At 73.4% G+C, this 26,769-nt stretch carries 24 protein-coding genes; 13 read left to right on the forward strand and 11 right to left on the reverse strand.

Annotated features, from left to right (window positions below):
- Positions 1–43: 43 nt before the first annotated feature.
- From CHC11_RS26580 to CHC11_RS26600, 5 genes are read left to right on the forward strand one after another with little or no spacing between them, the layout of a single operon-like run.
- Positions 44–991 (forward strand): ABC transporter permease, encoded by a 948-nt coding sequence (locus CHC11_RS26580; protein WP_089314564.1) that lies wholly within the window; start codon positions 44–46, stop codon positions 989–991.
- A complete protein-coding gene (locus CHC11_RS26585; RefSeq protein WP_089314565.1) occupies positions 988–1,926 on the forward strand; it encodes an ABC transporter permease in 939 nt (312 codons plus the stop codon). Before CHC11_RS26580 ends, CHC11_RS26585 begins: the two co-directional genes overlap by 4 nt.
- Positions 1,927–1,952: 26 nt before the next feature.
- Positions 1,953–4,037 (forward strand): dipeptide ABC transporter ATP-binding protein, encoded by a 2,085-nt coding sequence (locus tag CHC11_RS26590; RefSeq protein ID WP_089314566.1) that lies wholly within the window; start codon positions 1,953–1,955, stop codon positions 4,035–4,037.
- A 36-nt stretch (positions 4,038–4,073) separates the two neighbouring features.
- Positions 4,074–4,958, forward strand: coding sequence for a tryptophan 2,3-dioxygenase (locus CHC11_RS26595; protein ID WP_089314567.1), 885 nt, complete (start codon positions 4,074–4,076; stop codon positions 4,956–4,958).
- 10 nt (positions 4,959–4,968) lie between these two features.
- Positions 4,969–6,363, forward strand: coding sequence for an FAD-dependent oxidoreductase (locus CHC11_RS26600; protein ID WP_089314568.1), 1,395 nt, complete (start codon positions 4,969–4,971; stop codon positions 6,361–6,363).
- A gap of 44 nt (positions 6,364–6,407) precedes the next feature.
- On the opposite strand, the gene CHC11_RS40570 is transcribed toward CHC11_RS26600, so the two are convergent.
- Positions 6,408–6,530, reverse strand: a complete 123-nt coding sequence (locus CHC11_RS40570; protein WP_218826259.1) for a DUF4260 domain-containing protein — start codon at positions 6,528–6,530, stop codon at positions 6,408–6,410.
- A 111-nt stretch (positions 6,531–6,641) separates the two neighbouring features.
- Between CHC11_RS40570 and CHC11_RS26605 the strand changes: the two genes are divergently transcribed.
- The 3 genes from CHC11_RS26605 to CHC11_RS41610 all read left to right on the forward strand — a co-directional run bounded on the left by CHC11_RS26605 (position 6,642) and on the right by CHC11_RS41610 (position 9,218).
- Complete coding sequence (locus tag CHC11_RS26605; protein ID WP_179279012.1) at positions 6,642–7,118, forward strand: MarR family winged helix-turn-helix transcriptional regulator; 477 nt, start codon at positions 6,642–6,644, stop codon at positions 7,116–7,118.
- 87 nt (positions 7,119–7,205) lie between these two features.
- Positions 7,206–8,183, forward strand: a complete 978-nt coding sequence (locus CHC11_RS26610; RefSeq protein ID WP_245919808.1) for an LLM class flavin-dependent oxidoreductase — start codon at positions 7,206–7,208, stop codon at positions 8,181–8,183.
- Positions 8,184–8,192: 9 nt separating this feature from the next.
- Positions 8,193–9,218 carry a hypothetical protein gene (locus tag CHC11_RS41610; protein WP_089314569.1) on the forward strand — a complete coding sequence of 342 codons (1,026 nt, stop codon included), beginning with the start codon at positions 8,193–8,195 and terminating at the stop codon, positions 9,216–9,218.
- A 78-nt stretch (positions 9,219–9,296) separates the two neighbouring features.
- Here CHC11_RS41610 and CHC11_RS26620 read toward each other — a convergent pair whose 3' ends face one another.
- The 5 genes from CHC11_RS26620 to CHC11_RS26640 form a co-directional block, all read right to left on the reverse strand.
- Entirely contained in the window at positions 9,297–10,046 is a 750-nt protein-coding gene (locus tag CHC11_RS26620) for an FkbM family methyltransferase (protein WP_089314570.1), read from the reverse strand.
- Between the two features lie 100 nt (positions 10,047–10,146).
- On the reverse strand, positions 10,147–11,295 hold the full coding sequence (locus tag CHC11_RS26625; RefSeq protein WP_089314571.1) for an acyl-CoA dehydrogenase family protein: 1,149 nt from the start codon (positions 11,293–11,295) through the stop codon (positions 10,147–10,149).
- A gap of 3 nt (positions 11,296–11,298) precedes the next feature.
- Entirely contained in the window at positions 11,299–12,222 is a 924-nt protein-coding gene (locus tag CHC11_RS26630) for a hydroxymethylglutaryl-CoA lyase (RefSeq protein ID WP_245919810.1), read from the reverse strand.
- 2 nt (positions 12,223–12,224) lie between these two features.
- Positions 12,225–14,162, reverse strand: a complete 1,938-nt coding sequence (locus tag CHC11_RS26635) for an ATP-binding protein (protein ID WP_089314756.1) — start codon at positions 14,160–14,162, stop codon at positions 12,225–12,227.
- Between the two features lie 8 nt (positions 14,163–14,170).
- Positions 14,171–15,784 (reverse strand): carboxyl transferase domain-containing protein, encoded by a 1,614-nt coding sequence (locus CHC11_RS26640; protein WP_089314573.1) that lies wholly within the window; start codon positions 15,782–15,784, stop codon positions 14,171–14,173.
- 78 nt (positions 15,785–15,862) lie between these two features.
- Here CHC11_RS26640 and CHC11_RS26645 point away from each other — a divergent pair, with 78 nt between their 5' ends.
- The 3 genes from CHC11_RS26645 to CHC11_RS26655 are packed head-to-tail and all read left to right on the forward strand — an operon-like array spanning position 15,863 to position 18,291.
- Complete coding sequence (locus CHC11_RS26645; protein WP_089314574.1) at positions 15,863–16,456, forward strand: TetR/AcrR family transcriptional regulator; 594 nt, start codon at positions 15,863–15,865, stop codon at positions 16,454–16,456.
- A 56-nt stretch (positions 16,457–16,512) separates the two neighbouring features.
- Positions 16,513–17,001 (forward strand): RrF2 family transcriptional regulator, encoded by a 489-nt coding sequence (locus tag CHC11_RS26650; protein ID WP_089314575.1) that lies wholly within the window; start codon positions 16,513–16,515, stop codon positions 16,999–17,001.
- A 51-nt stretch (positions 17,002–17,052) separates the two neighbouring features.
- Positions 17,053–18,291, forward strand: coding sequence for an MFS transporter (locus CHC11_RS26655; RefSeq protein ID WP_089314576.1), 1,239 nt, complete (start codon positions 17,053–17,055; stop codon positions 18,289–18,291).
- A gap of 72 nt (positions 18,292–18,363) precedes the next feature.
- Here CHC11_RS26655 and CHC11_RS26660 read toward each other — a convergent pair whose 3' ends face one another.
- Both CHC11_RS26660 and CHC11_RS26665 read right to left on the reverse strand, forming a co-directional pair.
- The gene (locus CHC11_RS26660) at positions 18,364–19,734 is read right to left on the reverse strand and encodes an extracellular solute-binding protein (protein WP_089314577.1); all 1,371 of its coding nucleotides are present in this window, start codon (positions 19,732–19,734) and stop codon (positions 18,364–18,366) included.
- A 10-nt stretch (positions 19,735–19,744) separates the two neighbouring features.
- Entirely contained in the window at positions 19,745–21,844 is a 2,100-nt protein-coding gene (locus CHC11_RS26665; RefSeq protein ID WP_089314578.1) for a vWA domain-containing protein, read from the reverse strand.
- Between the two features lie 263 nt (positions 21,845–22,107).
- Here CHC11_RS26665 and CHC11_RS26670 point away from each other — a divergent pair, with 263 nt between their 5' ends.
- Entirely contained in the window at positions 22,108–22,515 is a 408-nt protein-coding gene (locus CHC11_RS26670) for an AMP-binding enzyme (RefSeq protein WP_245919812.1), read from the forward strand.
- Between the two features lie 77 nt (positions 22,516–22,592).
- The gene (locus tag CHC11_RS26675; protein WP_089314579.1) at positions 22,593–23,924 is read left to right on the forward strand and encodes a hypothetical protein; all 1,332 of its coding nucleotides are present in this window, start codon (positions 22,593–22,595) and stop codon (positions 23,922–23,924) included.
- Between the two features lie 109 nt (positions 23,925–24,033).
- Here CHC11_RS26675 and CHC11_RS26680 read toward each other — a convergent pair whose 3' ends face one another.
- Genes CHC11_RS26680 through CHC11_RS26690 form a run of 3 tightly spaced genes read right to left on the reverse strand, consistent with a single transcriptional unit; the run spans position 24,034 to position 26,470 of the window.
- Positions 24,034–24,720, reverse strand: coding sequence for an adenosylcobinamide amidohydrolase (locus CHC11_RS26680; RefSeq protein WP_089314580.1), 687 nt, complete (start codon positions 24,718–24,720; stop codon positions 24,034–24,036).
- Complete coding sequence (locus tag CHC11_RS26685) at positions 24,717–25,487, reverse strand: ABC transporter ATP-binding protein (protein WP_089314581.1); 771 nt, start codon at positions 25,485–25,487, stop codon at positions 24,717–24,719. The genes CHC11_RS26680 and CHC11_RS26685 overlap by 4 nt, the downstream gene beginning before the upstream one ends.
- Positions 25,484–26,470 carry a FecCD family ABC transporter permease gene (locus CHC11_RS26690; protein ID WP_089314757.1) on the reverse strand — a complete coding sequence of 329 codons (987 nt, stop codon included), beginning with the start codon at positions 26,468–26,470 and terminating at the stop codon, positions 25,484–25,486. Before CHC11_RS26690 ends, CHC11_RS26685 begins: the two co-directional genes overlap by 4 nt.
- Positions 26,471–26,769 lie beyond the last annotated feature (299 nt).

The raw sequence follows: 26,769 nt of genomic DNA on the forward strand, positions 1-26,769 counted from the left end.
CCGCCGAAGCCGGAGCCGGCCATCGATAGAAAGGAGGTAGGGCGTGGTCCAGTATGTGCTGCGGCGGCTGGGAACGTCGGCGATCGTGATCCTGGGCGTCTCACTGATCACCTTCCTGCTGCTGCACGGGATGTCGGGGTCCCCGGGCCGGGCGATCCTCGGCGTCCAGGCGAGCGCGGAGGCGGTGGCCGCCTTCGACCGGGAGCACGGCTACGACCGGTCGCTCGTCCTCCAGTACTTCGACTACCTGGGCGGGTTGCTCCACGGCGACCTCGGCCACTCCTACAAGCTGAACCAGAGCGTGAACGCGCTGCTGGCGGAGAACGCCGGCCGGACGGCGATGCTGTCGGCGGTCGCGCTCGCCCTCGCGATCTGCGCGGCCGTCCCGCTCGGCGTCTTCCAGGCGGTGAAGCGCAACAGCGTCGGCGACAACGTGCTGACCACGCTCACCTTCGTCACCTACTCGATGCCCGTGTTCCTGCTCGCGATGCTGCTGATCCAGCTCTTCGCGATGGGGCTGGGCGTGCTGCCGGCCCAGGCGGCGCAGTCGAGTTCCAACTTCGTCGTCTTCACCGAGCCGCGCGCCATGCTGCTCCCGGTGCTGACGCTGACCGGGGTCACGGTCGCGATGTACTCCAGATACCAGCGGTCCGCGGCGCTCGACCAGCTCGCGCAGGACTACATCAGGGTGGCGCGGGCGAAGGGCCTGTCGATGCGCCTGGTGCTCACCCGGCACCTGCTGCGCAACGCCTGCGTGCCGCTGGTGACCCTGATCGGCATGTCGATCCCGCTGCTGCTGGCGGGGAACCTGGTGGTCGAGTCCGTCTTCAACTACCCGGGACTGGGGCTGCTCTTCTTCAACGGCCTGAACAACCAGGACTATCCCGTCCTGCTGGGCTACACGCTGGTCGCCGCGATCCTGACCGTCCTCGGGAACCTCGTGGCGGACGTGCTGGTGGCGGCCACCGACCCGAGGACGCGGCGCGCATGACCGAATCCGTCACCGACAAGACCGGTAAGACCGGCGGCGCGGCGCCGCGCACCGTGCGGGACGACCGCGGAGCGCGCCTCCCGGAGCCCACGAGCGGATGGCGGCTCACCGCGCGGGCGTTCCTGCAGAACCGGCTCGCCGTCGTCGGCCTCGGCATCATCGTCTTCTTCGTCCTGTTCTGCGGCGCCGGGCCGTACCTGTACGTGACCGACCAGGTCACCGTCGACCCGGTGAGCAGCCTGCTGGCGCCCGGCGGCGGGCACCCGCTCGGCACCGACGCGCAGGGCTTCGACGTGCTCGGCCGGATCATGCTGGGCGGCCGGGCGTCGCTCCAGATCGGGCTGTTCGCGGCGCTGATCGCCACCGGGATCGGCACGCTGTACGGCACGGTCGCCGGGCTCGCCGGCGGCGTCGTGGACGGGTTCATGATGCGCGTGGTCGACACGCTGCTGTCGATCCCGTTCCTGTTCATCGTGCTGATCGTCGCCACCCGGTTCAGCTCCACGGTGCTGTCGCTCAGCCTGATCCTGGGCGCGTTCTCCTGGCTCGCGCCGGCCCGCCTCGTCCGGGCCGAGGTGCTGACGCTGCGCTCGCGCGGGTTCGTCGCGGCGGCGACGGTGATGGGGGCGACCAAGGCGCGGATCGTCGCCCGGCACCTGATCCCGAACGCCCTGGGCGTGGTGATCGTCAACATCACCTTCCAGGTCGCCGACGCGATCATCGCGGTCTCGCTGCTGGGCTTCCTCGGCTTCGGGCTCAACTACCCGGACGTCGAGTGGGGGACGCAGCTGTCCGCGGGGGTGTCCTTCCTGCTGGCGGGCTCCTGGTGGCTGATCTACCCGGTCGGCGCCTGCCTGGTCCTGGTGGTCATGGCGTTCAACTTCGTCGGGGACGCGATGCGCGACTCGATCGACGTACGGCTGAGGCGGCGCTGATGCCCGCCCACGCAGGAAGGTCGCACATGAACCCCGACGCTCATCCGGCACCCGGCGACGACTGCGTCCTGGCGATCGAGGGCCTGTCCACCAGCATCCGGCTGCGCAGGTCGGACGTCGGCGTGGTCGGCGGCGTCGACCTGCGCCTGCGCCGGGGCGAGACCCTCGGGCTGGTGGGGGAGTCCGGATGCGGAAAGTCGATGACCGGGCTCTCGGTCATGGGCCTCCTCCCGCCCGGCGGACGCGTGGCCGGGGGGTCGATCAAGCTGGCCGGGCAGGAGCTGGTCGGCCTCCCGGAGAAGCGCTACCAGCGGATCCGCGGCAACGAGGTCGCCATGATCTTCCAGGATCCGATGACGTCGCTCAACCCCACCAAGACGATCGGCGACCAGGTCGCCGAGCCTGTCCGGCTGCACCGCGGCGCGAGCCCGAAGCAGGCCCGCGACCGGGCGCTGGAGATGCTCGCGCTGGTCGGCATCGCCCGGCCCGCCGAACGGCTGGGCCAGTACCCGCACGAGCTGTCCGGCGGGCTCCGGCAGCGGGTCATGATCGCCATGGCGCTGTCCTGCGAGCCGAAGGTGCTCATCGCGGACGAGCCGACGACGGCGCTCGACGTGACCGTCCAGGCGCAGGTCCTGCGGCTGCTGCACGACCTCAAGGACCGGCTCGGCATGGCCATGCTGCTGATCACCCACGACATGGGCGTGATCGCGCAGTGGGCCGACCGGGTCAGCGTCATGTACGCCGGCGGCATCGTCGAGAGCGCCCGCACCGGCGAGTTGTTCACGGGCATGCGGCACCCGTACGCGCGGGCCCTGCTGGCCTGCACGCCGCGGCTGACCCAGCCGCGCGGGCAGGCCCTCTACTCCATTCCGGGCTCCCCGCCGGACCTGGCCCACCCGCCCGCGGGCTGCCGCTACGCCGCCCGGTGCGCGCACGCCACCGACCGCTGCCGGAGCGAGGAGCCGGTGCTCGCCGAGGAGCGGCCGGGGCACGCGCTCGCGTGCTGGAACCCGGTCGACGGCCCGCTCGGCGCGGCCCCGCCGGCCGCGTCCGACGCGGAGACCGCGCCGCAGACCGCGCCGCAGACCGCGCAGGCGCCGGTGCCGGCCGGACCGGTGCTCGCCGTCGACGACCTGGTCAGGGAGTACGCGGCGGGCAGGTCGCTGCGGGGCGGTGCGCGGCGCGGCGTCAAGGCCGTGTCCGGGGTGTCGTTCGAGGTCGAGCCGGGCCGGACCTTCGGGCTGGTCGGGGAGTCCGGCTGCGGCAAGAGCACCCTCGCCCGGATGATCGTCGGTCTGGAGAAGCCGTCGTCCGGCGGTGTCACCGCTCTCGGCGCCGAGCTCGGCGGGCTGCGCGGGCGGGGGCTGCGCCGGCACCGCCGCAACCTCCAGATGATGTTCCAGGACCCGTTCGACGCGCTCGACCCGCGCATGCGGATCGGCGCGATCCTGCGCGAGCCGTTCGCCGCCCAGGGTATCGGGTCGGCGAGGGAGCAGTCGGCCGCGATCCGCGACCTGCTCGACGAGGTCGGCCTGCCGCACGGCGTGCTGGAGCGCTACCCCCACGAGTTCTCCGGCGGCCAGCGGCAGCGCATCGCGCTGGCCCGCGCGCTGGCGCTCAACCCCCGCGTGATCGTGGCCGACGAGCCGGTGAGCGCGCTCGACGTCTCGATCCGCTCCCAGGTGCTCAACCTGATGAGGCGGCTCCAGGCGAAGCACGGGCTCACCTACGTGGTGATCTCCCACGACCTGACCGTCGTCCGCTACCTGGCGGACACGGTCGGGGTGATGTACCTGGGCAAGCTGGTCGAGATCGGCCCCCCGGACGACATCTACCTGCGCGCCGCGCACCCGTACACCGCCGGGCTGATCGCCGCCGTCCCCGAGCCCGACCCGGCCGCCGAACCCCCCGGCGACCAGGACGGCATGGACGCCGAGATGCCCAGCCCGTTCGACCCGCCGTCCGGCTGCCGCTTCCGCACCCGCTGCCCGCGCGCGCAGGCCCGGTGCGCCGAGGAGGAACCGGTGCTGCGCGGCTTCGATCCGGGCCATTCGGCCGCGTGCCACTTCCCGCTGCGCGAGCCGCGGCCCGCCGCCCAGGCCGGCTGACGCCGGCGCAGACCGAAGACCGCAGAAAGGACACCGGTGAACACCGACCTCGAACACTCGATCTGCCCGGTGACGGAGCAGGAGCGCGCCGACCGCGCCGCCGCCGGTGGGGGAGAGCCCACCCTGGCGTTCACCGGCAGGGTGCCGTACGACGCCTACGTCCACGCCGACACCCTGCACACCCTTCAGCAGACACTGAGCGACGATCCCGGAGAGATGTCGTTCCTGGTGATCAGCCAGGTGATGGAGCTGTACTTCGGGCTCGTCCGCCATGAACTGCGCGAAGGGCAGCGCCTGATCCGGGAGGACGACGTGTGGGGCGCCCTCCCGCCGCTGCGAAGGGCCGCCCTGCACCTGGAGGGGCTCAACGCGGGCTGGCGCGGCCTGCGCTGGATGACGCCGACCGACTTCAACCGCTTCCGCGACAAGCTGGGCGAAGGCTCAGGCTTCCAGTCCGCGATGTACCGGCATCTGGAGTTCCTGCTGGGGCTCAAGACGGCGTCGCTCGTCCGGCCGTTCAGGCGGCAGCCCGACGTCCACGCGGAACTGACGGGGGCGCTGCGCGCGCCCAGCCTCTGGGACGACGCCATCGCCCTGCTCGCCCGGAAGGGCCACGACATCCCCGCCGACCTGCTCGGCCGGGACCACTCCCAGGAGCACCAGCCGCACTCGGCGGTCGAAGGCGCCTGGGTGGAGGTCTACACCGACACCGGACCCGACAACCACCTCCGCATGCTCGGCGAGGCCCTGACCGACGTCGCCGAGCGTTTCGGCGACTGGCGCTACCAGCATCTGATGTCGGTCCGCCGCGCGATGGGCGCGAAGGCGGGCAGCGGCGGCTCGAACGGGATCCATTGGCTCCAGCGCAGCATGGCCAGGGAGGTCTTCCCGGAGCTGTGGTCGGCCCGCACGTACATGTAGGGGAGCAAGGATGACGAAGGTCGACATCGCCGTGGTCGGAGCCGGCCTCACCGGTTCCCTCCTCGCCTGCTATCTCGCCAGGCGCGGCCATCAGGTCTCCCTGTACGAGCGCGGACCCGACCCGCGCGTCGGCGACGGTGAGCGCGGACGCTCCATCAACCTGGCCCTGTCCGAACGCGGCCTGGACGCCCTCCGCCGGATCGGCCTGGAGCAGCAGGTCATGGCGGACGCCCTGCCGATGCGCGGACGGATGATCCACCCCGTGGCAGGGCCCCAGGACTTCCAGCCGTACAGCCGGGACGGCGGCAAGGCGATCAACTCGATCGGCAGGGGCGCGCTCAACAACGCGCTGATCGACGCCGCCGAGGCCGCGGACGGTGTGACGCTGCACTTCGGCCACCGGCTCACCGGCCTCGACCCGGTGACCGGCGCGCTCCGGTTCGAGACCCCCGAGGGCACGGTAGGCGTCAGCGCATCGGTCGTGCTGGGCGCCGACGGCGCCGGGTCGGCCACCCGCGCGCAACTGGTGGCGGCCGGCGTGATCCGGGAGGACGTCGAGTTCCTCGACCACGGATACAAGGAACTGACCATTCCCGCAGTGGACGGCGAGTTCGCCCTGGACCCCGGAGCACTGCACATCTGGCCGCGCGGGAACGCGATGATGATCGCCCTCCCCAACCCCGACCGGTCGTTCACCTGCACGCTGTTCTGGCCGTACGAGGGCGCGTCGGGATTCGCCTCGCTCGACACCCCGGCCGCCGTGAAGGAGCATTTCGAAGCCCGCTACCCGGACCTGCCGCCGATCTCTCCCAGCCTGGTGGAGGACTGCCTCAGCAATCCCGTGGGCAGGCTCGGCACCGTCCGGTGCGACACATGGCACGTGCCGGGCGGCCGGACGGCGCTGATCGGCGACGCCGCCCACGCGATCGTCCCGTTCTACGGGCAGGGCGCCAACTGCGCCTTCGAGGACGTCGTCGAACTCGACCGCTGCCTCACCGAAACCGCCGGCATCTGGGAACTCGCCCTGCCGCGGTACGAGAAGCGGCGCAAGGACAATGCCGACGCCATCGCGCGGATGGCGCTTGAGAACTTCGTCGAGATGCGCGACAAGGTCGCCTCCCCGGTTTTCCGGTTCACCCGGAGGACCGAGCTCGCGCTGCAGAGGGCCCTGCCCGGGGTGTGGACGTCCCGCTACGAACTCGTCTCGTTCTCCACCGAGCCCTACGCAAGGGTGGAACGCCGCGCGAAGCGCCAATGGCGCTTCCTGGCAGGGGCGGCGACGGTGGCCGGGATCGCGGCCGCGGTCGGTCTGCGGCGCATCGCCTTCCAGGACGCCGCCCCGGTCGGCGCCGCTGGTCGGTCAGCGCGGTCGCGTCGGTCGCGAGGGCGATGCCGGGGTCGATGATCCGGAGCCCGTCCGCCGCCATGATGACGTTGCCGGGCCTGCGGTCAGGTGCGCTGGAAGCCGTCCTTCGTGCGGAGACCGTAGCCGAAGGCGCGGTCGAGGTAGATGCGGGCCGACCAGCCGCACAGGCCCGCGAACAGCGGAGCCCAGGTCATCGAGGTGACCAAGCTAAGTAGATTAGCTGTTAAGCTATCTTCCACATCTCAGGTCCGGCCCGACCGGCGCGGGGGCGGCGGCGCGGTAGTTCGTCGCGCGAACTGCCGGGATATCCTGGCCGCGTGGGCAAAGAAGACGAGGGTCGGATAGGCGTCGTGGCGGCGCTGGTGCGAGGTGCGTTCCTCGTGAACGCCGTCTATGGCGAGTCGGCGCGGGAGTACGGCATCACGTCGCAGCAGGGGCAGTTGCTGTGCGTGCTGATGGCGCGGCCGCGGGGGATGGGGGAACTGGGCGCGATGCTGGGGCTGGCCAAGTCGAGCCTCACCGGCCTGGTGGACCGCACCGAGCGCAACGGCCTGGTCCGGCGCGAGCCCGACCCGCGGGACCTGCGTGCGGTGAGGGTCGCGCTGACCGCCGAGGGGAGCCGGCTCGTCGAGGACTTCTATGCCGAGACCTGCCGGCGGATCGACCGGCTGCCTAAGGGGCTCGGCGACGCCGAGCGCGGCGCGCTCGCCGATCTGCTCGGCCGCGTCGTGCTGGACAACGAGGTTCCGGTGGTGTTCGCCGAACCCGACGAGGGGGCGGCCGGTTACCGCTGAGACCGTCGGTCGGCGGGGGTTGCAGTTCGTATCACGAACTAATATGGTTCGTGATACGAACTGAAACCCCGTCGTGCGGAGCCTGGAATGATGAGTACTGCGATCGCGGCCGCCGGTGAAGGCCTGCCCCTCTTCGGGTTCGGCGCGCACACCGGCGTCGAGGACGTGGCCGACCTGCTGCAGATGGCCCAGCAGGCCGACCGCGACGGCCTGGACCACTTCTCCCTGTCGGACCACCCCTATCTCGGCGACCGCGTGGACGCCTACGCCGCCCTCGGTTTCGTCCTCGGACGCACCGAGCGCATCGCGGGCCTCGCCAACGTCACGAACCTGCCGACCCGCCCGGCTCCCCTGCTCGCGCGGACGGTGACGTCGCTGTCGGCGCTCTCCGGCGGACGCGTCGTGCTCGGCATGGGTGCGGGCGGACTCTGGGATCGGATCTCCGACATGGGCGTGCCGCGACTGTCGCCGGGTGCGGCGGTGGACGCCTTCGAGGAGGCGATCGTCCTGGTCAGGGAGCTTTCCGGCGGCGGCCCGCCCGTCACCCACCATGGCCGCCACTACCGGGTGGAGGAGATCGAGCCGGCCCCCGTGGCCGCGCCGCCCGTATGGACCGGGTCGGTCGGCCCGAGGTCCCTCGCCGCGACCGGCCGGGTGGCCGACGGCTGGATCCCCGGCCACGCGGCGGACTGGCTCAGCGAGCGCCACCGGACGTCGCGGCCGGTGATCGACGAGGCCGCCGCGGCCGCGGGACGCGACCCGCGCGAGATCCGCACGATCTTCAACCTTCCCGGCCGCGTCACCGGCCGGCCGCTGCCCGCCACGCGCGACCGCGACGGGCGCTGGATCGGAGGCTCCCCCGAGCAGTGGGCCGAGGAGCTGACCGGGGCGGTCCTGGAGCACGGCGCGTCCGGTTTCACCCTCTTCTCGCCCGGCGGAGGGACGCAGGACCTCGCCTCCCTCGGCCGCTGGGGGCAGGAGATCGCCCCCGCCGTCCGCGAGGCGGTCGCCAAGGAGAACGGCCCCTCGCCGAAGCCGCGGCACCAGGGGCCCGGCCACCGCTAGCATGATCGAATGTCGCAGACGGTGGGGATCGCGCAGTTCGTCCGGCAGCCGAGTGACCTGGGCGAGTGCCGGGCCGGAACCGACCTGATCGGCCGGGACGAGGTGCAGGCGTTCCTGGGATCCATCACCGACGTCGACGCCGCCATGGCGGAGCTGGCCGCCTCTTTCGGGGCCGGCGACGTCTTCCGCGCGGGGATGATGGCCTTCGTGTGCGGTGTGCTCGTCGAGCGGGGCGGCTCGGTGACGGTCCCGGTCGACGCGGTCATGGAGATGACCGAGCGCTACCTGCACCTGGCGAAGGAGTTCGCGGCCCAGGGCGGGCCGAGTGCGCAGGACGAGCTGTTCGGGGCGTCTCCCGACCTCGTCCGCGCCCACCACACCCTGCCCTTCGTCCTCCTGGCGGCCATGACGATGCTCAGCCGCGACGAGGGCGCGCGGCGGCGGCTGCGAGCCCGGCCCCAGGTCGCGCCGCTGGTGGACGAACTGGAAGACCAGTACGAGACCCTCTCCTACGTCCGCGAGGTGCTCGCCCTTCTGGACGGGCGGGAGATCCTGCTGCTCGACCCCCGCGGCCGGCGCGGTTTCGTCCTCGGGCTGACCGGCGTCCAGGACCGGATGTACCACTTCTTCGCGCTCGCCCAGGACGCTCTCGAACGCCATGCGGGCCCCGGCTACCTCGGAGCCGAGCCGACCGACCCCGCGCTCGTGCGGTACGCGCAGAACCGGGGCCTGACCCCGCGGGAACACCAGGAGGCGCGCGAGCTGATCGAGCACCAGCGGATCGGGTTCCACTACCCGGGCGCCGACGCGAAGCCGGCACTGTTCTTCCCCGGCTCCGCCCCCTTCGAGGGGGTCCCCGTGGTCGACGGCCTTCCCACCCTGTTCCTGGACGAGAGGTCCATCCAGGCCCAGTGGTCCCCGACGAACATGTATCCGGTCCTGCACGAGGCGCTGGAGTCGAGGGTCGTCCTTCGCGAGCTGCCTCGTGACGACGTGGAAGCCCGGCTCGCCGCCTTCGCGGCGTCCTCCGGCTGAGCCGGACCGCCGCTCAGGGCCTGCGGGCCAGGCGACCGGGCCCTGAAGCGAGGCGACCGCCCGGTGCGAGAAGCCCCATCAGCCGCCGGATTCGCGCAGACGGGCGTAGACGTCGCCCGACCGCCCGCGCGGACGGATCCTCTCCAGCCGCCGCCGCAGCTCGGCCGCGTCGAGCCAGCGGGGGCTGGCCAGCCGCATCGTCTCGATGGGGGAGTAGTTGTAGACGTAGTCGCCCAGCCGCTCCACGAGGTCCAGCGCCTCCAGGGAGGCGCCGTGCGCGGACGGCACGTACTCGAAGGAGAGGGCGGGCAGCGGCCGGGACAGCCCCGCCAGCACGCCCGCCTCGAAGCCCTCGACGTCGATCTTGCAGAAGGCCGGCACGCCGTGCAGGGCGATGAGCTCGTCCAGCGTGGTCACGTCGACACCGATCGAGCGGTCCCAGCGGACGCGGGCGAAGCCGCGGTCCGTCGTCACCGCCTTGATCCAGCCGGGCGACATCGAGGACACCGTCGGCGTCGCGGTGGACAGGGCCAGGTGCGCCCTTCCCGGCTCCGCGCCGGCGGCGCCCGGCACGAGGACGACGCCGCGGTCGCGGCCGAAGAACAGGCGCAGGACGCGCAGGCAGTCGGGCTGCGGCTCCACCGCGACGACGCGCGCTCCCAGCCCCCGCCACACGCGTACGCGGCCGCCGACGTGCGCGCCGATGTCGAAAGCGATGTCGCCGGGCCCGAGGAACTCCCCGTAGAGGCGCGACGCGCGCCGGTGCCTGCCCGGAATTCCGTGGTACATGACCAGGGAGCGGGCGATCCCGTAGGCGCGCAGCAGCATTCGCCGACCCTACCGCGCCGGGCTTCGCGGCAGGCGGAACTCGCACGTTACGCGGGGAGGCCCGCGCTCGGCGGCACCGGGCGCCGCCGGGCGGCGCGCGTCAGGACGGCGGGAGGCCGAGGGCGCGGGCGATCAGCATGCGCTGCACCTCCGAGGTGCCCTCGCCCACTTCCAGGATCTTCGCGTCGCGGTAGAAGCGGCCGACGGCGTACTCGTTCATGAAGCCGTAGCCGCCGAAGACCTGCGTGGCGTCGCGGGCGTTGTCCATGGCGGCGTTGGAGGCCACCAGCTTGGCGATCGCGGCCTCCTTCTTGAACGGCTCGCCCGCCAGCATCCTCGCGGCCGCCGCGTAGTAGGCGAGCCGGGCGGTGTGCGCCCGGGTCTCCATGTCGGCGACCTTGAACTGGATCGCCTGGTACCGGCCGATCTCCTTGCCGAACGCCTCCCGCTCGCGGACGTAGCGCAGGCACTCGTCCACGCAGCCCTGGGCGAGGCCGACCGACAGCGCGGCGATCGCGATGCGCCCCTCGTCCAGGATCCGCAGGAACTGGGCGTACCCCCGGCCGCGCTCGCCGACGAGGTTCTCGGCCGGGACGCGGACGTCGTCGAAGGACAGCTCCCGCGTGTCGGACGCCGACCAGCCGACCTTGGAGTACTTGCGCCCGACCGTGAAGCCCGGGGTCCCGTTCGGGACGAGGATCGTGGAGATCTCGCCGTCGCCGGTGAACGCGGTCACGGTCACGAACGCGGTGATGTCGGTGCCGGAGTTGGTGATGAACGACTTGGACCCGTTGATCACCCAGGAGTCGCCGTCCAGCCGGGCCGTGGTGCGCATGCCGCCGGGGACGTCCGACCCGCCGCCCGGCTCGGTCAGCCCGAAGCCGGCCAGCCGCTCGCCGGAGGTGAGCCGCGGCAGCCACCGCTCCTTCTGCTCCGCGGACCCGAACCGGTAGATCGGCATCGCCCCCAGCGACACCCCGGCCTCCAGGGTGATCGCCACGGACGAGTCGACGCGCGCCAGCTCCTCCAGGGCGAGGCAGAGCGTGAAGTAGTCGCCGCCCATGCCGCCGTGCTCCTCCGGGAACGGCAGCCCGAACAGCCCCATCTTCCCCATCGCGGCGACGAGTTCGTAGGGGAACTCGCCGCGCTCGTACAGGTCCCCGATCACCGGGGCGACGCTCTCGCGGGCGAACCGCTCGACCGTGCGCCGCAGCTCCTCCTGCTCCTCGCCGAGCGTGAAGTCGATCATTGGCTACTCCGATTCAGGTGACAGGGCTTGCACTACGCGGGAGGGGCTGGGACGGCCCAGGCGGCCCGCCATCCAGCGGCTCGTGGACACGAGCCCGGCGAGGTCGACGCCCGTCTCGACGCCGAGGCCGTCCAGCATCCAGACGAGGTCCTCGGTGGGCAGGTTGCCGGTGGCGCTCTCGGCGTACGGGCAGCCGCCGAGGCCGCCCGCCGAGGCGTCCACGACGGTGACGCCCGCGCGGAGCGCGGCGAGGGTGTTGGCCAGCGCCTGCCCGTAGGTGTCGTGGAAGTGGATGGCGAGCCGGTCGGTACCGATGCCCGCCCCGGTCAGCGCCTCGATGAGCGCGGTGACCTGGCCGGGCGTGCCGACGCCGATGGTGTCGCCGAGGCTGAGCTGGGAGCAGCCCAGGTCCATCATGCGGGACGCGACGGACACGACCTGCTCGACGGGGACGTCGCCCTCCCACGGGTCGCCGCACACCATCGACACGTAGGCGCGCACCCAGAGTCCTTCGGCGCGCGCGCGTTCCACGACCGGGGCGAACATCGCGAGGGATTCGTCCACGGTGCGGTTCAGGTTGCGGCGGGCGAAGGTCTCGGTGGCGCTGCCGAAGATCGCGATCTCGGTGACGCCGTTGGCCAGCGCCCGGTCCAGGCCCCGCTCGTTCGGCACGAGGACGGGATACCGCAGCTCGGGGGAGCGCGGCAGGATGTCGAGCAGCTGCTCGGCGTCGGCGAGCTGCGGCACCCACGAGGGATGGACGAAGCTGGTCGTCTCGATCGTGCGCAGCCCCGCGTCCGCCAGCCGGGTCACGAACTCCGCCTTGACCTCGGCGGGGACGACCGCCTTCTCGTTCTGCAGCCCGTCCCGCGGCCCGACCTCGTAGATCGTGACCCGCTCGGGAAGGCCGGAAAGGGGTACCGGCACCGTCATGCCTCCTCGATCACGGCCAGCACCGCGTCGAGGGCGACCTGCGCGCCCGCGCGGACCGGCAGCTTCGCCACGACGCCGGCGAGCGGCGCGGTGACGGTGTGCTCCATCTTCATCGCCTCGACGACCACGAGCGGCTGCCCGGCCTCGACCTGGTCGCCCTCGGCCGCCTTGACCGCCAGGACCGTGCCCGGCATCGGGCTGCGCAGCACGCCGTCGCCCGCGGCGGCGGCGTCGGCCCCGCCCTCGGCGCGGACGTGCTCGCTCAGCGCCCACGCGTGCCCGTCGCGCCCGAGCCACAGGGTGCGCCCGTCCCGGGCGCCGGCGAAGGAGGTCGTCCTTCCACCGTAGGTCAGCGTGAACGGCCTGGTCAGCGACGCGGTGACCGGCGGCTCTCCGCCGACGGCGACGCGCGCGGACGCCGCCCTGCCCTGGACGCGGACCTCCACCGGGTCGCCGCCGGACGGGGTGATGATCCACGGCGCCCAGGCGTGGGCGCCGGGTCGCCAGCCGTCCGGGACGTCCCACGGGTCGTCGCCGGCCTCCAGGTCGAGCATTCGCTCCAGCGCGGCGGCGGCGAGCACCTCGGGCGGGACGGACGCGCCGGCCACCAGGTCGTCCAGGGCGCGCTCGACCAGGCCGGTGTCGAGGTCGCCCGACACGACCGAGGGGTGCCGCAGCAGCGCGCGCAGGAACGCGACGTTCGTCGGGACGCCGAGCAGCGTGTAGGACGCGAGCGCCCGGTCGAGCTTGTGCAGCGCCTCGGCGCGGTCGGCGCCGTGGACGATGACCTTGGCGAGCATGGGGTCGTAGTTGCCGCCGACCTCCGTCCCGACGTCCAGCCCGGAGTCGACGCGCGCGGCCTCGGGCTCGCTGAGGGCGAGGACCCGCCCGCCCGTGGGCAGAAAGCCGCGGGCCGGGTCCTCGGCGTAGACGCGGGCCTCGATGGAGTGCCCGTCGAGGCGCACGCCGTCCTGCGTGAACGGCAGCGGCTCCCCCGCGGCCACGCGGAGCTGGAGCTCGACCAGGTCGAGTCCCGTGACGAGCTCGGTGACGGGGTGCTCGACCTGGAGCCGGGTGTTCATCTCCATGAAGAAGAACTCGTCGGGGCGGTCGGCCGAGACGATGTACTCGACCGTCCCGGCGCCCACGTAACCGACGGCCCGCGCGGCGGCGACGGCGGCGGCGCCCATCCGCTCGCGCGCGGCGGCGTCCAGCAGCGGGGACGGCGCCTCCTCGACGATCTTCTGGTGCCGGCGCTGGAGGCTGCACTCGCGCTCGCCGAGGTGGACGGCGCCGCCGCGGGCGTCGGCGAAGACCTGGATCTCGATGTGCCGCGGGTTCTCGACGAACCGCTCGGCGAGCAGCGTGTCGTCGCCGAACGAGCCGCGCGCCTCCCGCCGGGCGGAGGCGATCGCCTCCGGCAGGTCCGCGGCGTCCCGGACGAGCCGCATGCCCTTCCCGCCGCCGCCCGCGGACGGCTTGAGCAGCACCGGCAGCCCGACCTCCAGCGCCGCCGCCTCCAGTTCGGCGTCGGACAGGCCGGGCTCGTCCCGCCCGGGGACCACGGGGACGCCGGCGGCCGCGACGGTCCGCTTCGCGCGGATCTTGTCGCCCATCGCGTCGATCGCCCCGGCCGGCGGTCCGATGAAGACCAGCCCCGCCTCGCCGCACGCCCGCGCGAACGCCGTGTTCTCGGCGAGGAACCCGTATCCGGGGTGCACGGCCGACGCGCCGGCGTCGCGCGCGGCCGCGACGACCGCCTCGATGTCCAGGTACGACGGGATCAGCAGGGCCTCGTCGGCCTCCCGCACGTGGCGCGCCAGGGCGTCGGCCCCGGTGTGCACGGCCACCGACCGGATGCCGAGCCGCCGCAGCGTGCGGAACACGCGGACGGCGATCTCTCCGCGGTTGGCGACCAGGACGCTGTCGAACATCAACACCCTCACATCCGGAAGACGCCGTAGCCGACCGGCTCCAGCGGTGCGTTGGCCGCGACCGACAGCCCGAGCGCGAGCACGCGCCGGGTGTCGAGCGGGTCGATCACCCCGTCGTCCCACAGCCGCGCCGTCGAGTAGTACGGGTTGCCCTGCGCCTCGTACTGCTCGCGGATCGGCGCCTTGAACCCTTCCTCGTCCGCGGCGGGCCACTCCTCGCCGCGCGCCTCCATCTGGTCGCGGCGGACGGTGGCGAGGACGCTCGCCGCCTGCTCGCCGCCCATGACCGAGATGCGGGCGTTCGGCCACATCCACAGGAAGCGCGGCGAGTACGCCCGGCCGCACATCGCGTAGTTGCCGGCGCCGAACGAGCCGCCGATCACGACGGTGAACTTCGGGACGCGGGCGCACGCGACGGCGGTCACCATCTTCGCGCCGTGCTTGGCGATGCCGCCCGCCTCGTACTCGCGCCCGACCATGAACCCGGTGATGTTCTGCAGGAACACCAGCGGGACGCTGCGCCGGTCGCACAGCTCGATGAAGTGCGCGCCCTTCTGTGCCGACTCGCCGAACAGGATGCCGTTGTTGGCGACGATCCCGACCGGGTGCCCGTGGACGCGCGCGAACCCGGTGACGAGCGTGGCGCCGTACTCCTTCTTGAACTCCTGGAAGCGGCTGCCGTCCACGATCCGGGCGATGACCTCGCGCACGTCGTAGGGGGTGCGCGAGTCCGGCGGGACGATCCCGTACAGCTCGGACGGGTCGGCGGCCGGCTCCTCGGGCGGCGCGACCTCCCACGGGCGCGGCTCGCGCGGGCCCAGCGTGGCGACGATGTCCCGGACGATCCGCAGCGCGTGCGCGTCGTCATCGGCGAGGTGGTCGGTCACGCCGGACGTGCGCGCGTGCAGTTCGCCGCCGCCCAGCTCCTCCGCCGTCACGACCTCGCCGGTGGCGGCCTTCACCAGCGGCGGCCCGCCGAGGAAGATCGTCCCCTGGCCGCGGACGATGACGGCCTCGTCGCTCATCGCCGGGACGTAGGCGCCGCCCGCCGTGCAGGAGCCCAGCACCGCCGCGATCTGCGGGATGCCGAGGCCGGACATCGTGGCCTGGTTGTAGAAGATGCGGCCGAAGTGCTCGCGGTCGGGGAACACCTCGTCCTGGCGCGGCAGGAACGCGCCGCCGGAGTCGACCAGGTAGAGGCAGGGGAGGCGGTTGTGCAGCGCCACCTCCTGCGCCCGCAGGTGCTTCTTCACCGTGACCGGGTAGTACGTGCCGCCCTTGACGGTGGCGTCGTTGGCGACGACGACGCATTCGCGGCCGGAGACCCGCCCGACGCCGGTGATGATCCCCGCGCCGGGCGCCTCGTCCCCGTACATGCCGTTCGCCGCCAGCGGCGACAGCTCCAGGAAGGGCGAGCCGGGGTCCAGGAGCGTGTCGACCCGGTCGCGGGGCAGCAGCTTGCCGCGCGCCACGTGCCGCTCGCGGGCGCGCTCGGGTCCGCCGCGGCCCGCCCGGTCGACGCGGTCGCGCAGTTCCGCGACGAGCGCCTCGTTGTGCGCGGCGCTCGCCTTGAACGCCTCGCCCGCGACGTCGGCGCGCGAGCCGATCTCGGGTCCGCTCATGACCCCCCTTCCCGGTTAACGCTCATTAACAATGCTGATGTTAACGGTCGTTAACAACTCTAGTCTAGACTGGGCCGCATGACGTCCCACCCCGCCGAGGCGCCGCCGGGCCCGCCCAACCCGCGCCGGGCCGAGATCCTCGGCGCCGCCGCCGAGCTGTTCGCGCGCCGCGGCTACCACGGGGCGTCCATCGGCGACCTCGGCCGGGCCGTCGGGCTCACCGGCCCCGCCCTCTACCGCCACTTCAGCGGCAAGGAGGCCGTGCTCGCCGAGATGCTCCTCGACATCAGCGAACGGCTGCTCGCCGAGGGCCTGCGCCGCGCCGCCGACCCCGACCCCGGGCGCGCCCTCGACGCCCTGCTGGGCTGGCACATCGCGTTCGCCCTCGACAACCCCGCGCTGATCACCGTGCACGAGCGTGAACTGGACAACGTCCCCGAGCCGCAGCGCCACCGCATCCGCCGGCTCCAGCGCGCCTACGTCGAGGAGTGGGTCGCCGTCCTGCGCCGCCTCGGCCCCCGGCCGCCGGACGAGCGCACCCGCGCCGCCGTCCACGCCTGCTTCGGCCTGCTCAACTCCACCCCGCGCAGCGCCGCGCAGGGCCTCGACCGCGCCGCGATGGCCGGCCTCCTGCACGGCATGGCCCGAGCGGCCCTCGAAGGCGCCCGCTAGCGTCCGATCTGGATGCCCTGCGAAGCCACTGAACCGGGACATGTACCATCCTGGTTATGCGGATGGGTGAGGGTGTCGAGTGGGGCCTGCACTGTTGCGTGACCCTCGGCTGGCTGCAGGACAGGGCGCCGGTGCCGATCCGCCGGTTGGCCGCCTGGTTCGATCTGCCGCAGGAGTATCTGAAGAAGCGGCTGCAACCGCTGGCGCGGGCCGGGATATTGGGCTCCGGTCCCGGTGTGCGCGGCGGCTGGTCACTGGCCCGCGCCCCCGAGGACATCTCGGTGATAGAGGTCGTCACCGCTTTGGAGGGTCCGCTGGAGGCGTTCCGCTGCACCGAGATCCGCCGCCGCGGCGAAGGGGCGCGCGACGCCGGGCCGGAGTTCGACCACCTCTGCGGGATCTCCACGGTGATGCGCCGCGCGGAGTTGGCCTGGCGGCGAGAGTTGGCCGGCCAGACCATCGCCGACCTGATGGCGAAGGCCCCGGATGGGGCGGCGCGCACCCGACGCAACTACGAACGCATCATCGCCTCCGCGACCGACTGAGGCTCTCAGGCCGTTCCGAACCCGGAACGTCCCATCCGAGGAATGAGGAGAATGAACATCCCGATATATCGTTTGGTTCCGGGGGGCGCCTCGGTTCGCCAGGGTCTGACAACGCAGGGGGACGCGCCGAAGGTGGAGGCCCCGCACGGCCTGCGGCGCACCCTGGTGCTTGCCTTGGGGACCTTCGCCGTCGGCACCGATGCCTATGTGGTGGCCGGGCTTCTCCCGGCCATGGCGGGTTCGCTGCATGTTTCGCAGAGCACGGCGGGCCAGTCGGCGACGGTTTTCGCGGTCACCTACGCCGTGCTGGCACCGATCCTCGCCACCGTCCTGGCTCGAATCCCTCGGCGTGCGCTGCTGGTCGGTGCCCTGGCGGTGCTGGCGTTGGCCAATCTGGGGACGTCGCTGGCCCCGAACTTCGCGTTCCTTATGGGCACCCGCGTGCTGGCCGCGTCCGGCGCGGCCGCCTTCACCCCGAACGCAGGTGCGGTCGCCTCATCCCTGGTCGCCCCGGCCCAGCGGGCCCGTGCCCTGGCGGTGGTGATCGGCGGACTGACCCTCGCCACCGCGTTGGGCGTCCCCTTGGGCAACCTGGCGGACAAGGCCCTCAACTGGCGTGCCGCCCTTGGGCTGGTCGCGGTGCTGTGCGCGGTGTGCGCGGTGGGCGTGCTCGCCGCGATGCCCGCGCTTCCCGGGAGTCCTGCGATCCCGCTCCGCAGACGCCTGGCGGCACTCGGCCACCCCGGGGTGCTGGCGGTGCTGCCCCTGACGGTGCTGGGAATGACCGCCGGCTACGGCCTGTACGCCTTCACCATTCCGATCCTGCACTCCCTGGGAGCTTCCGGGCCGGCCGAGGTGTGGCTGCTGTTCTTGTACGGCGCCGGTGCTGTCGCCGGCAACCTGGCCGCCGGCTCACGCGTCGACCGGCACGGCCCCCTGCCGGTGCAGACGGTCGGGTTCACCGTGCTCGCGGTGACGCTGGCGGCGTTCACCTGCGCAACGGCGACCGGCACGCACTGGCTGCCGCTGACCGCCCTGCTGATGGTCGCCTGGGGTGCGGCGACCTGGTTCCAGACCCCTGCCCAGCAGGTGCGGCTGATCCGCGCGGCGCCCGAGGAGACGGCCGTGGTGGTCGGGCTGAACTCCTCCGCCCTGTACGCCGGCATCGGCATCGGCACCATGCTCGGCGGAGCGCTGCTGCCTGTCAGCGTGCCCGCGGCGCTCGGGGCCTCTGCCGCAGTGGCCGCGCTGTGCCTGCCCTACCTGGCCATCACCCGCCGCCACGGCTGAGGGCTTCCGCGCTTCGGCCGTTACAGAGTGATCTTGGCGACGGCTCGGAGCCAGGACACTGGCCGAGCACGGTCAGCAGGACGCCGTGCGCCCGTCGAGCGAGCGCTCCACGGCCCTGGCGAACGTCTCGGCGTCCGTCCCCGTCCGGTCGAAGAGCTTCTGCACGCACCCGCGGAACGTGCCGGTGAACGTACTGTAGTGCGGCGTGGCGGGACGGGGCTGCGCCCGGTCCAGCGCTTGCACCACGGCCGTCCCCAGCTCGGTCAGCTGCGCCTGGTCGAGTTCGACGTCGCCGGGATCGAGACGCTCCCGAGTGAAGGCCGAGCAGTTCCGCACCTGCACGTCGGCGGCGCCGTGCCGGCCGGGGCGCAGCCCGAGCGCGCTGTAGCGTCCCGGCGCGAAGCCGCCGCACGAGAACAGCAGCTGCTGGCTCTCGGTTCCGCTCAGATACTCCACCAGCCGGAGCGCGGTGTCCGGGTGGGGGGAGTACTTGGAGACGGCGAGGTTCTGGCCTCCGAGGACGGTGCGGCCGGGAAGAGCGGCCACCCCGTACCTCAGGCGCTTCCCGTCCCGCATCCCCGGTTCCGTCGCGAGCGTGGAGAACGCGTACGGCCAGTTCCGCATCAGCGGCGTCCCGGACATGAACGCCTCCATGCTCTTCTGCTCGTCGAACGAGCGCGACGCCGCCAAGGGGCCGCGCGTGCGCGACGCGGGCAGCGGGTCGGAGGCGCGCGCCGCCATCGTCTTCAACGCCGGGAACACTTTCGCCCGCAACGCCTTCTCGTCCGGGTGCTCCTCTCCGGTGAGCAGGCCGGCGCCGCCGTCGTTCCACACCGCTTCGAGCGCGTTGACCGTCAGCCCCTCGTAGTCGTCGAGCTGCGTCGCGATGCCGGAGTCGAGCAGATGCGGCCAGTCGCGCGGGGCCTGCGCGCCGTCACGCCGGTAGAGGAGCCCGACGTCGACGTTGAACGGGACGGCGTACTGCTTCCCGTGCCATTTCCCGGTCTCCAGAGCGGCGGGGAAGAAGTCGCTCCGGTTCCCGATGCCGTCGAGCGGCCGAAGGTAGCCGCCCGCGGCGAACTCCGCCGTCCAGGTGTTGTCCATGACCAGCACGTCGTAGCCGCAGCCGCGGGACTCCTGCATCGCCTTGATCTGGCTGTGCTGGGAGTCGGTGGACTCCGCGATCTCCACCAGCGTGGCGTGCGGGTTGCCGCCGGTGTTCCACTTCTGGATCAGCTGGCGGCGCTGGCTGTTCAGGCTGACGTCGGTGCCGCCCGCGACGACCAGCTCCGAGCGGTCGCAGTGCGAGGTCAGGGCCTGGTAGGAGGAGCCCGGCCAGAAGGCCAGCGCCTCGGCGCACACCAGCGCCGCCGCGGCCCCGCCCACGGCGCTCAGCCACGCCTTCCGCCCGTGGGGGGTGAACCGTCGCCGCCGTCGCGTCATGGCCCTCCGTTCATCGCAGGTCGGAGAGGAGCTGGGCGGCCTGCTGCGGTTCCGGCGCGCCCGTCAGCGACACGCAGCCCTTGCCTCCGGAGGGGCCGAACGCGTCCACGATCTCCTTGACGGGGGAGGCGCCGCAGCCCGTCGGGCCCGTCAGCACCACGGTCACCCGCACGTCCCGGTGCCGGTCACGGAATCTCGCGGCCGCCTCGCCGGAGGACGGTCCGGGGCCGTTGGTCCCGGGGGACTGCCCGTCGGTGACGACGATGAGGTTCGACCCCGGGTCCACGTCGGCTTTGCCGATCATGTCGGCGAGCGCGACGTCGCCGCCGGCGGTCGCGACCGCCTGGAGATGGCTCGTGATGCGGTTCTTCTGGTCGGGGCTCGTCCCGGCGTGCCGCACGTTCTCCAGGGTGTACGGGCTGTCGGGCGGCTTCTTCTCCGACGCCACCTGCAGTCCCGCGCTGTCGCGGCTCTGCAGCTGGGCCACCAGGCTCTGCAGGAAGGAGACGCTGCGCGTCAGACGGGTGTCGCGGCCCTGGGCCGGGCGGTCCATCGATCCCGACACGTCCAGCATGAGAGAGACCGAGGCCGGGGGACGGGCCGCGGCGACGCGCTGGAGTCTTTCGGCCACGTACTTCCCGCCGCGGTCATCGCCCGTCGGCTCCAGCGGCTTCGGATCCATCCGGTTCGGGATGATGTTCGGGCCGAGCAGGGTCCACAGGGCCGTCAGGTCCTGGCGGGCCGAGTCGCCCTCGTGCGCGGACGGCATGGCGCCCCTGTCGTCCCGCAGGCCCTGCCGGGTGAGCGGATGGCGGGTCAGCCACCGGCGGAACGCGGTGACCGCCTCGTCGCGCTCCCGCGTGTCCTGGCCGCGCCACGTCACCTGGATGAACGGGTAGTCGAGCGTCGGCAGGTCCTCCGCGTAGTAGGGGTACAGCGTCCACTCGCCCCCGGCGCCCGGCGCGTCCGCGGCGCCGCACTGCTTCTTGAGCCGCCCCGCGTCGTAGTCGCTGACGACCTGCTCGGGAACGGCGAAGGCGACGCGGTCCGGCGGGTGGGCGCCCTGGCGGGCCTTGCACAGCAGCGTGACCGCGTCCGGCGCCACCAGGTCGGTGGGCTCGGCGAACCCCTCGTCCTGCTGGTCGCTGCCCGGAAGCGCGTCGTAGAGGACGGGCGTCACCGCCAGCGCGGCGGCCGACGTCTCCGGGACGGGACGGGCGATCTCGCGCAGTTCCACCCCCGCCCGGGCGAAGCGCTGAAGCAGGTCGGTCGTGCGGCGCTGCGGCGGTTTGATCGCCGTGTCCTCCACCTGGGCGTGGTCGCCGCCGAACAGGGCGAGCACCATCGGCGACGACCCCAGCGAGCCGCGCGTGGTGAACACCGGATCGGCCCTGGCGGACGGGCCCGGGCTCGGGGGACCGGCGCCCCGCGCCCTGCGGACCTGGTCCGGGCCCTTCTCCACGTAGTCGAACTCGGCCGTCGACGACGGGATCCAGACGTCGGGCTGCGGACCGTAGAGCCGTTCGTCCTGCGTCGCCGGCGCCGCCTCGCCGCCGGGAGGCTCACTGCGCCGCCACAACCGCCCGAACGCCTCGGAGAGCTGCACGAACTCCGGCTCCGGCGCGACGGTGACGCTGTACTCCCGGCAGCCCCGCTCCTCGCTGCCCTCCTCGAAGCCCTTGGCTGCGTCGCGCAGCGAGGTGAGCGTCTCCGGAGAGGTGACGACGCGCAGCTCCAGCGGCTGCCCGCACGGCCGCGCGCGCTCCGCCAGCGAGACGGCGCCCGTCCACGCGAGCAGGACCGCCGCCATGACCGCCGCGCCGGCGCACGCCCACGCGACCGCCTCGGCGTTCCAGGGCAGGCTCCTGGAGAGCCGCTTCAGCGCGGTGCCCGCCCGCTCGGAGCGGAACAGCGCCACCGACACCGCCACGATCACCAGGGCGATGACGGTCAGCGGAAGGACGGTCTGCAGCCAGGCGACCGCGTCGACGAGCTTCAGCACCTGGTTGGCGATCAGCCCGGAGACCACACCGACGATCAGGCCGGGAACCGCCGCGCGCACGAGCCGGTCGAGCGGCGCGTCAGAGTTCCCGTTGCCCGACTCACTCATTCCGGCTCCGTCGCCGCGGAAAGCACGATGTATCGTCCTTCGATCTGACGCCCAATGGTAAATGCCTGGACGAGCAAGGTCATGGAAAAAGTCTGTCCTGCATCGGACGATCTTCCCCGCCGCGGGCGGCGGTCGACGGCGTGCGGATCAGGATCCTCGACCCGGAGGGCGCCGAGCTGCCGCCGGGGGAGACCGGTCTCATCTAAGCGACGGGCCAGCCCGGGTTCGAGTACCACGGCGACCCGGCCAAGACCGCCGCCGCCATGCGGGACGACTACTACACCCCCGGCGACCTCGGCCACCTCGACGAGGACGGCTGGCTCTACATGAGCGACCGCCGCACCGACCTCATCATCTCCGGCGGCGTCAACGTCTACCCCGCCGAGATCGAGTCCGTCCTGCTCCAGCACCCGGCGGTCGCCGACGTCGCCGTCATCGGCGTCCCGGACGACGACTGGGGGCAGTGCGCCGTCGCGCTCGTCGAGCCCGCCGAGGGCGCCGACCCGGGGGAGGGCCTCGCCGCCGAACTGCTCGCGCACTGCGGCCCCCGGCTGGCGAAACTGAAGAACCCCCGGCGCCTGGAATTCCGCGAATCGCTACCGCGTACGCCGTCCGGCAAACTCAGCCGCCGCCGCGTGCGGGAGGCCTACCTGCGCGGACACGCGGACTGACGCCGCCGTGAGGGCCGGCGCGCAACTCGTCGCCGCGAACGTCGAACGCCTCCGGACACCGATGCGTACAACGGCACATGGAAGACCAGAAGGTCGCCCCGTTCGACAACGTCGCCCCGACCCCCGCCGCCCCGACGCAGACCGACCTTCCTGTCATCCCCGACCCCGCCGCCTATGCCGAGGGGGACGACCCGGCGCGTCCGCGCGGGTCCTCCGGTGCGCTGCCGGACCTCCCGCCGGGCGGCGCGGGGGAGACGCCGGCCCCCGAAGACGACCGCGCCGGGATCGCACGCCTCGGTGACCCGGTCGCGGTCTGGCCGTGCGCCGGCTGCGGACGGCCCGTGCCGCAGCCGGTGCGCGGCGCCCGCACCGTCCGCTACTGCCAGGACGGCGACGGCGCATGCGAGCGGGCCGCGCGCGAGAGCAGGGAACGCGGGCTGGAGTCGCCCGGCCTCACCGGCCAGGTCGCCTGGACGTGGGAGATGGTCGACCGGCTGGAGGGCCTCGCCGACCGGCTCGCCGGGTCGCTGATCTCCGAGCTGAGCGTGGCGGGCGTCGAGCGGCGGATCGCCGAGGCCCGCGCCGAGGCCGCCGGGCTGGTCGCGATCGCCCAGCGGGAGCGCGACGCGTCCCAGCGGCAGGCCGAGGTGGCGTGGCGCGAGACGGCCACCGCGCGCGCCCGCGCCGAGGCGGCCGAGCAGGAGGCGGCGTCCGCCCGCGCCGAGGCCGAGCGGCTCGCGGCCGAACGGGACGCCGCGCGGCGGGAGCGCCAGGAGGCCAGGGACGACGCCGACGGCGCGGGCGCCGCCCGCCTCGCCGCCGAGCGCGAGCGCGACCGCATGGCCTCCCGGGAGGGCGAGCTGCTCGCCTCCCTGGAGAGCGCCCGCGCCGAACTCGTCACCCTGCACGGGCGGCTGTCGGAGGCCGACACCCTCGTCGAGGGGCAGCGCGTCGAGGCCGCCGCCGCCACCCGCGCCGCCGAGGACCTGCGCTCGGCCGTCCGCGACGCCGAGGCCAAGCGGGGGCAGGCCGTGGCCGACCGCGACCAGATCCAGGCGCGGGCACGCGAGCTGGAGCGGCACAGCTGGCAGCTCGCCCGCGCCGTCGAGGAGCTGCGCGCCGCGGTGCGGGCGCTGACCGCCGAGCGGGACGCCGCCCGCGCCGAGGCCGAGCGCGCGCGCCGCCGCGTCGACGCGCTCACCGCGCTGTCGGAGGGGCGCGCGGACCCCGGCCCGCCCGGGCCGCGCCCCGCCGTCGACCGGGAGCCGCCGACCGGGCTGCACTCCCTGCCGCCGATGAACGGATCCCTGCTGGACGGCGGCGACCCGCTCGCCACCGACCCCCTGCGCCGCAACGGTCACCACGGACACGGTGGACACAACGGGCATCGCCTTCCCCACGCCGGCTGACCGTCATGCCGGTCGCGCGACGCACAGGTAGGAGGTGAGGCCCGACCCCACACTGCACTGGCCCTGAGACCGGCCGCCGTACCGCACCGGGGTGGTACGGCGGCCGGTGCTAGCCGCGCGCCTCCAGCCGGGCGGCGTAGTCCAGGGCCCCGGCGCGGACGGCGGCGTGCACGGTCCGTGCGATCCGCGCGCCCCACGCGGAGCGGGGCCCGGCGAACACCTCCGGCGTTCCGCCGGTCGCGGCCGCGACGCAGACCGCGTCGGACGCCGTGCCCGTGCACGGGAAGCCCGCTTCGAGCAGCGCCTGCGTCTTGGCCTCGGTCGCGGTGACGACCGCGTTCACCAGCGCCGCGTCGCTCAACTCGACGGGGACGGCGACCACGATGTTGATCGTCCCTGGCTTCCAGGCCGGCGTTGCGTCCTCGTCCAGCGGGGCCAGTTCGGGATCGGGCGCACCGGCGGGGGAGGCCGCCCAGGTCGGGACGCGCAGCCCGACCGTCGCCGACACGCTCACGCCCTCGCCGTCCCGCCGCACCGTGCGCGCCACCGAGGCCGCCGTGAGCATCCCGACGCCGGGGCCCTCCAGCCCGCCCGCCGCCGCGAGTTCGGCGAGGTGCGCGACCGGGTCGGTGCGCGCGTAGGCGCCGGGCACCTGGGCGTTCAGCACCCAGCCGGCCGGGCCGATGCCGCCGCCCAGCATCGCCGAGGAGATCATCCGATGGCCGGGGCCGGCCCGCCAGAGCGTCGAGGCGAGCCGCCTTCCGTCCTCGACCCGCCACACCGTTTCGAGCTTCACGGGCGCTCCAGTGACAGGATCGGCCGGCCGTCCGAACCGGGGGTGACGCTCACACGGGCGTCGAAGTGCTCCTCGACCGCGTCGCGGGTGAGGACCAGGCCGGGCGGGCCCGACGCGGCCACCCGTCCCCCCGAGATGAGGACGAGCCCGTCGGCGTACTGCCCGGCGAGCGTCAGGTCGTGGATAGTGGTCACCACGGTCAGCCCGTCCGACAGCCGCAGCCGGTCGACCAGCTCCATCACCTGCTGCTGGTGGCCGATGTCGAGCGCGGTCGTCGGCTCGTCCAGCAGCAGCACCGGGGTCTGCTGCGCGAGGGCGCGGGCCAGCACCACGCGCTGCCGCTCACCGCCGGACAGGTGGTCCAGGGGGCGGGACGCGAAGGGGGTGAGGCCCAGCCGGTCGAGGACCTCTCCGGCGATGGCCCGGTCGCGGGCGCTCTCCCGGCCCAGATGCGGGACATAAGGGGAGCGCCCCAGCAGGGTGTAGTCGTAGACCGTCATGCCCACCGGAAGGCTCGGGCTCTGCGGGGCGTAGGCGACGAGCCGGGCGCGCTGCCTCGGCTTGATCGACTGCAGATCCGCGCCCGCGAGGGTGATCTCGCCACGGGACGGCACCAGGCCGAGGACCGCGCGCAGCAGCGTCGACTTCCCCGCGCCGTTCGGCCCGATGACCGCCGTCCACGACCCGGCCGGGACCTCCAGCGACACTCCCTTCAGCACCGGGCGCCCGCCGAGCGCGACGTCCAGGCCCCGCACCGAGACGGTCACATCTCCACCTGCCGGCGGGACGCGCGCAGCACCGCGACGAAGAACGGCCCGCCGACGAACGCCGTCACCACGCCCAGCGGGAGCTCCCCGGGCCTGATCAGCGTCCGCGCCACGAGGTCGGCCACCTCCAGGAACGCCGCGCCGCCCAGCAGCGACAGCGGCAGCACGATCCGGTACGACCCGCCCGCCAGCCGCCGCACCACGTGCGGGACGACGATGCCGACGAACGCGATCAGCCCGCTCACCGCGACCGCCGACGCCGTCGCCAGCGACGCCGCCACCAGCACCGTCAGCCGGACCCGCGTCGCCGACAGGCCGAGCGAGGCCGCCTCCTCGTCGCCGACGCTCAGCACGTCGAGGAGCCGGCCGTGGGCGAGCAGCACCACGGTGGAGACCAGCGCGTAGGGGAAGACGAGCGCCAGCTGGCGCCAGTCGGCCGACCCGACCCCGCCGAGGATCCACGAGTAGATCCGCTGCAGCTCCTCCGACTTCATCTGCTGGATCAGCGTCTGCACCGCGGCGAGGAAGGACGACACCGCGACGCCGGCCAGCACCAGCGTCGCCGTCCCGTTCCCGCTTCCCGCCGCGACGCTGCCCAGCAGGTAGGCCAGGGCCACCCCGCCGATCGCGCCGACGAAGGCCGCGAGCGGCACGGTGTACCCGGGGTCGCCCGGCACCAGTGCGATGACCAGCGTCGCCCCGACCCCCGCCCCCGCCGCCGCGCCCAGCAGGTACGGGTCGGCGAGCGGGTTGCGGAACACTCCCTGATACCCGGCGCCCGCGACGGCGAGCATTCCGCCGACCAGGGCCGCCATCAGGGCCCTCGGCAGCCGCAGCTGGAACAGCACGTTCTCGTCGATGACGCCGAACCCGCTGTCGGCGTGCACGAACGGGATCCTGTCGGCCAGCGCCTTCATGACCCCGCCGACGGGCAGCCCGGCCGACCCCACCAGCACCCCCGCCAACAGCGTCGCGAGCAGCATCCCGACCGCCACCGCCAGCGGCAGTGGCCGCAGCCTGGCCTGGCCCTGCCGGCCGGGCGGTGAGCCGTCAAGGCCCAAGGAACCGGCGCCGTCGGAGCGCGTCCTCGCCTCTCCGCGGCCGCCGGAGACCTCGGCTGCGTGCTCCTGCCCGGAGACGTCCTCGGAAGCAGCGCGGGCAGCCTGAGGAATCACGCCCCCATCGGGACGCACGGAGGCGCCCGGCTCCCGTCCCGAGACGTCCTCGGGACGTGTGCGGACGTCCGGGGACGTCCCGGCCGCATCCCCAGCGTCGGCCGGGA

This window comes from Actinomadura mexicana (assembly GCF_900188105.1).
Lineage (GTDB): Bacteria > Actinomycetota > Actinomycetes > Streptosporangiales > Streptosporangiaceae > Spirillospora > Spirillospora mexicana.

What these genes read in the sequence shown, in the direction of transcription:
- CHC11_RS26585 (WP_089314565.1), top strand. Translation starts at nt 988, where the DNA reads ATGACCGAATCCGTCACCGACAAGACCGGTAAGACCGGCGGCGCGGCG.
- CHC11_RS26590 (WP_089314566.1), top strand. Translation starts at nt 1,953, where the DNA reads ATGAACCCCGACGCTCATCCGGCACCCGGCGACGACTGCGTCCTGGCG.
- CHC11_RS41610 (WP_089314569.1), top strand. Translation starts at nt 8,193, where the DNA reads ATGTCGCAGACGGTGGGGATCGCGCAGTTCGTCCGGCAGCCGAGTGAC.
- CHC11_RS26620 (WP_089314570.1), bottom strand. Translation starts at nt 10,046, where the DNA reads ATGCTGCTGCGCGCCTACGGGATCGCCCGCTCCCTGGTCATGTACCAC.
- CHC11_RS26660 (WP_089314577.1), bottom strand. Translation starts at nt 19,734, where the DNA reads ATGACGCGACGGCGGCGACGGTTCACCCCCCACGGGCGGAAGGCGTGG.
- CHC11_RS26610 (WP_245919808.1), top strand. Translation starts at nt 7,206, where the DNA reads ATGATGAGTACTGCGATCGCGGCCGCCGGTGAAGGCCTGCCCCTCTTC.
- CHC11_RS26690 (WP_089314757.1), bottom strand. Translation starts at nt 26,470, where the DNA reads ATGCTGCTCGCGACGCTGTTGGCGGGGGTGCTGGTGGGGTCGGCCGGG.
- CHC11_RS26670 (WP_245919812.1), top strand. Translation starts at nt 22,108, where the DNA reads ATGCGGGACGACTACTACACCCCCGGCGACCTCGGCCACCTCGACGAG.
- CHC11_RS26600 (WP_089314568.1), top strand. Translation starts at nt 4,969, where the DNA reads ATGACGAAGGTCGACATCGCCGTGGTCGGAGCCGGCCTCACCGGTTCC.
- CHC11_RS26675 (WP_089314579.1), top strand. Translation starts at nt 22,593, where the DNA reads ATGGAAGACCAGAAGGTCGCCCCGTTCGACAACGTCGCCCCGACCCCC.
- CHC11_RS26650 (WP_089314575.1), top strand. Translation starts at nt 16,513, where the DNA reads ATGCGGATGGGTGAGGGTGTCGAGTGGGGCCTGCACTGTTGCGTGACC.
- CHC11_RS26640 (WP_089314573.1), bottom strand. Translation starts at nt 15,784, where the DNA reads ATGAGCGGACCCGAGATCGGCTCGCGCGCCGACGTCGCGGGCGAGGCG.
- CHC11_RS26665 (WP_089314578.1), bottom strand. Translation starts at nt 21,844, where the DNA reads ATGAGTGAGTCGGGCAACGGGAACTCTGACGCGCCGCTCGACCGGCTC.
- CHC11_RS26635 (WP_089314756.1), bottom strand. Translation starts at nt 14,162, where the DNA reads ATGTTCGACAGCGTCCTGGTCGCCAACCGCGGAGAGATCGCCGTCCGC.
- CHC11_RS26625 (WP_089314571.1), bottom strand. Translation starts at nt 11,295, where the DNA reads ATGATCGACTTCACGCTCGGCGAGGAGCAGGAGGAGCTGCGGCGCACG.
- CHC11_RS26655 (WP_089314576.1), top strand. Translation starts at nt 17,053, where the DNA reads ATGAACATCCCGATATATCGTTTGGTTCCGGGGGGCGCCTCGGTTCGC.
- CHC11_RS26645 (WP_089314574.1), top strand. Translation starts at nt 15,863, where the DNA reads ATGACGTCCCACCCCGCCGAGGCGCCGCCGGGCCCGCCCAACCCGCGC.